Source organism: Parasphingomonas zepuensis (genome assembly GCF_036663735.1).
Classification (GTDB): domain Bacteria; phylum Pseudomonadota; class Alphaproteobacteria; order Sphingomonadales; family Sphingomonadaceae; genus Sphingomonas.
This window is the reverse complement of the sequence record NZ_JAXOJO010000014.1, coordinates 1-4,061: the sequence shown is the minus strand read 5'-3', so window position 1 is coordinate 4,061 and position 4,061 is coordinate 1. Positions and strand designations below refer to the sequence as shown.

The following is a 4,061-nucleotide window of genomic DNA, read 5'->3' as shown; positions in this document are numbered from 1 at the left end:
ACACGCACCAGCGCCAGCAATTCGGCGGGGGTCGCCCGCCAGAACACGTCCGGCGTCCACCCGAACGCCACCCCCGCCTGCCCCGCCAGCCGCACGGCGGCTTCCGCAAACCGGGTCATCTGCCGGCCAAAATCTGCCCAAGCAGCATCTTCAGCGCAGGCGTCGCCGCTGCCAGCCCGCCCGCCGCGACCCCCTCGCCAAACGCCTCCCGCGTCATCCCCTCGGGCACCTCGCGCAAGCAATGCCAGAACAACGCCACCATCTCGCCCAGCCCCAGCCGCCCCTCGGCCGCCCGCTCGACCAGCGCGAACAACGGCCCCAGCTCCCCCTCAGCCGCAACCAACGCCGCAAACGAAGGCCGCAACACCAGCTCACACCCCGCCACTCGCAGCGAAGCCTCGCCCCGCGCGATATTCCCTCTCCCACCGGGCGCATCGGGTGGACAGCGCCCCGCGCTGTCCAGGCCATGCCGGGGGCATGGCCGACCCGACACTGGAGGGAGCCGCAAAGCGGCGGAACGGTGAGGGCAGCCCCTGCCTTGCCGCTCCACCGCGCGCCACCTAGGGTCGCCCCATGCGCCGCCTCGCCCTGCCCGCACTATGGCTAGGCTCCGGACTCAATTGCACCAGAAAGTAATAGAGGCGGCGAGGAAGACGCCGGCCATGTAGTTGGTGGCGAGCTTGTCGTATCGGGTGGCGATACGGCGCCAGTCTTTGAGGCGGCACCAGAGGCGTTCGACGAGGTTGCGAGTGCGATACACATCGCGATCGTAGGGAATGGGCGCCTTGCGGGCTCGGGTCGGCGGGATGACGACCTCGGCGCCTTGGGCCTGGATGGCGGCGCGAATGGCGTTGCTGTCATAGCCGCGGTCGGCGATCAGCTTGTCGAAGCGGCCGCGGGCGGCTTCGATCAGCGCCGGCGCCATGGTCATGTCGGAGAGGTTGCCGGGCGAGATCAGCAGGATGCGCGGACGCCCGGCGGCGTCGGTCAGCCCGTGGATCTTGCTGGTGCGTCCGCCGCGCGAGGTGCCGATGCCTTGCGCGAAGGCCCCCCTTTTGCGCCTGCCGCCGAGCGGTGGACCTTGATGCTGGTCGAATCGATCGCGACCGATCCCCACACCCCGCTATATCCAGTCAGCGCCTCGAACACTGCGAACCACACGCCTTGCTGGCTCCAGCGGTGGAAGCGGTTGTAGATCGTCGTGTAAGGCCCGTACTCGGGCGGACAATCGCGCCACCGCGCGCCGATCCGCAGCATGTGGACGATGCCCGAGATTACCCGCCGATCATCGACCCTGCGCGCTCCCTTGCGGCCCCTCGGCAGCAACGGCTCGATCGTCACCCACTCCGCATCGCTCAACCATGTCAGTTGCCGTCCCATCCAACGCCTCCCGCTAGCAGCAGAAAACCTTGAATCAGCCGTCGCTCGATACCGCAACCTTATTGAGTACGGAGCCTAGTCATGTGAATCTAAAATTCGCCACATAAGTTTTGCTCGGTTTTTTGGCAGAACCGCTTGACCGAGGCGAGGATTTCGTCGGCGGATTTGGTCCATCTGTACGGCTTCGGGCGTTCGTTATGCCGGTCGATGAAGGTGAGGATGTCGGCTTCGAGCTGGCCGGTCGAACGGTGGACGCCGCGCTGCAGCTGCTTTCTGGTCAACTCGGCGAACCAGCGCTCAACCTGATTGATCCATGACGCCGATGTCGGCGTGAAGTGCACGTGATAGTGCGGACGGCGGGCGAGCCAAGCCCTCACTTTGGCAGTTTTGTGGGTGGCGTAATTGTCCATGACGATATGGACGTCGAGCCCGTCAGGTGCCGCCCGGTCGATCTGCTTGAGAAAGTCGAGGAACTCTGTTGCGCGGTGCCTTTTGTAGCATTTGCCGATGACGAAGCCCGAGGCGATATCGAGCGCTGCGAACAGCGATGTCGTCCCGTGCCGCACATAGCTATGGGTCCGGCGCTCCGGAATTCCCGGCATCATAGGTAGCACCGGCTGCTCGCGGTCGAGCGCCTGGATCTGGCTCTTCTCATCGACGCTGAGGACGATCGCGCGGGTCGGCGGCGACAAATAAAGCCCGACGATATCGCGCACCTTGTCGACGAACAGCGGGTCGCTCGATAGTTTGAAGGTCTGACTACGGTGCGGTTGCAACCCGAACGCGTTCCACATCCGGCGGATCGTCGTGTGCGAAAAGCCCGTCTCTGCCGCCATCGACCTGATCGACCAGTGCGTGGCATCGGCAGGCGTCGTGCGCAGCGTCCGCTCGATCACGGCAGCAACTTGATCGTCGCCGATCGTGCGCGGCCTGCCGGGGCGCGCTTCGTCGAGCAGCCCGTCAATACGATCGGCCAAGAAGCGCCGGCGCCACTTGCCCACCGTGTGCTCGTGAACGCCAAGCTCGGTCGCCACGACCTTGCTCTGCAAACCGTCGGCGCAGCGCAGAATAATCCGACATCGTTCTGAAAGCGAGCGCGATACCCGGTGCCGCCGCACCTGTCGCTCAAGATACGCACGCTCCTCCGCCGTCACCACCAACGGCTCAATCGGACGACCCTTCGAAAATGCGTTAGCCATCAACGCCTCCCTCTCGGAAAACGCATTATACAATGTAACTTACTTCAGTTCCAGATGACTAGGCCGGATCGACATTCACCGAAGCCATATCATGGCAGCGGCGAGATGGACGAAGCCGGTGAAGTGGATGGTCCGGCGATCGTAGCGGGTGGCGAAGCGCCTGAAGTGCTTCAGGCGGCCAAAGCATCGTTCGATCTGGTTGCGGTGTTTGTAGACGGCTTCGTCGTGGGGGATGAAGACCTTGCGGTTCCGCTTGGACGGGATCACCGCCTCGGCCTTCATGCCGGCGATCAGCTCACGCAAGTCGTTGCTGTCATAGGCTTTGTCGGCGAGTACCGCCTTGGCCTTGTGCCCTTTCAGGAGATCGGCAGCAGCGGTGATGTCGTGCGCCTGACCAGCCGTGATCTGGAAGCGCAACGGCCTACCGAACGTGTCGGCCAGCATATGAACCTTGGTCGTCAGTCCACCTCGGGAACGCCCCAGCGCCTGGTCCTTGGCCCCCCTTTTCCGGTCGCTGCCTGCTGGTGGGCGCGAACGATGGTACTGTCGAGCATGAGATAGGTGTTGTCCCGGTCGGCCGTGAGCGTGTCGAACACACGCTCCCAGACACCGCCATGGCACCACCGGCTGAACCGCTGATGCACCGTCTTCCAGCGACCGTAACGCTCCGGCAGGTCGCACCAGTGTGCGCCCGAGCGCAATACCCACAAACATCCGTTCACGAACAAGCGGTTATCAGAGCCCGTCCGCCCGGGATCGCTCGCCTTGCCGGGCAGCAACGGCGCGATCCTCGCCCATTGTGCTTCGTTCAACTCGTACCGCTTGATCCCCATCGTTCGCTCCGCGTCCCAACACGGAACCTCATGAATCACACATCAAGCACTTTGGGAATCCTGAATGTCGATCCGGCCTAGAGGCGCTTTCTCGCGCTTTTGTTCGCAGCGGCACAATTTTGCGACAAATCACGGCTATCGCGCGTTCGTCGATCAAATATCGGCAGGTTCGGGAGTTACGAATGCGGCGCGTGTGGTTTTTTGCGGGATTGATGACGACGGTAGCGCCCACGGCGATGGCGGCGGCGCAGGATGTGTCGGCTCAAGCACAGGAGGCTCCAGCACAGGAGGAAGCCGAGACGCCGTCCGATACGGGCGGCGAGGTCGTCGAGGATGAGGCCGAGGAGGTGGTCGTTACCGGCCAGCTGCGTGGCGCTGTGGCGGGCGACGTCAAGCCTGAGCTGGTGCTGAACCCTGCCGATATCCGGGCATATGGCGTCGGGTCGCTTGCGGAATTGCTCACCGAGCTGGAGCCCCAGACGCGCAGCGGACGAGGTCGCGATGGGGGCGGGCCGGTGCTGTTGCTCAGCGGGCGCCGCATTTCCGGCTTTGCAGAGATTCGCGACATCCCGCCCGAGGCTATCGAGCGTATCGACATCCTGCCGGAAGAAGCAGCGCTGAAACTGGGCTATCGCGCCGATCAGCGGGT

General features: G+C 64.1%; 3 protein-coding genes and 3 pseudogenes. 1 reads left to right on the top strand and 5 read right to left on the bottom strand.

All coding sequences use genetic code 11. From position 1 onward, the window contains the following. From U1769_RS24760 to U1769_RS24740, 5 genes and pseudogenes are all read right to left on the bottom strand, one after another. Positions 1-119 (bottom strand): phage tail assembly chaperone (locus U1769_RS24760; RefSeq protein ID WP_332720832.1); only part of this gene is annotated, 119 nt, incomplete at its 3' end. Further along, positions 116-463, bottom strand: coding sequence for a gene transfer agent family protein (locus tag U1769_RS24755; RefSeq protein ID WP_443030453.1), 348 nt, complete (start codon positions 461-463; stop codon positions 116-118). The genes U1769_RS24760 and U1769_RS24755, both read right to left, overlap by 4 nt. Positions 464-616: 153 nt before the next feature. Beyond that, positions 617-1,380, bottom strand: a pseudogene (locus U1769_RS24750) (IS5 family transposase). An 89-nt stretch (positions 1,381-1,469) separates the two neighbouring features. Next, on the bottom strand, positions 1,470-2,579 hold the full coding sequence (locus U1769_RS24745) for an IS630 family transposase (protein WP_332720830.1): 1,110 nt from the start codon (positions 2,577-2,579) through the stop codon (positions 1,470-1,472). Between the two features lie 75 nt (positions 2,580-2,654). Beyond that, positions 2,655-3,412: pseudogene (locus tag U1769_RS24740) on the bottom strand (IS5 family transposase). Between the two features lie 212 nt (positions 3,413-3,624). Between U1769_RS24740 and U1769_RS24735 the strand changes: the two are divergent. Continuing rightward, positions 3,625-4,061, top strand: a pseudogene (locus U1769_RS24735) (TonB-dependent receptor); the annotation flags it as partial.

Bases quoted from the DNA above. Each gene is read 5' to 3' on its own strand.
- U1769_RS24745 (WP_332720830.1), bottom strand. From the start codon at position 2,579: ATGGCTAACGCATTTTCGAAGGGTCGTCCGATTGAGCCGTTGGTGGTG.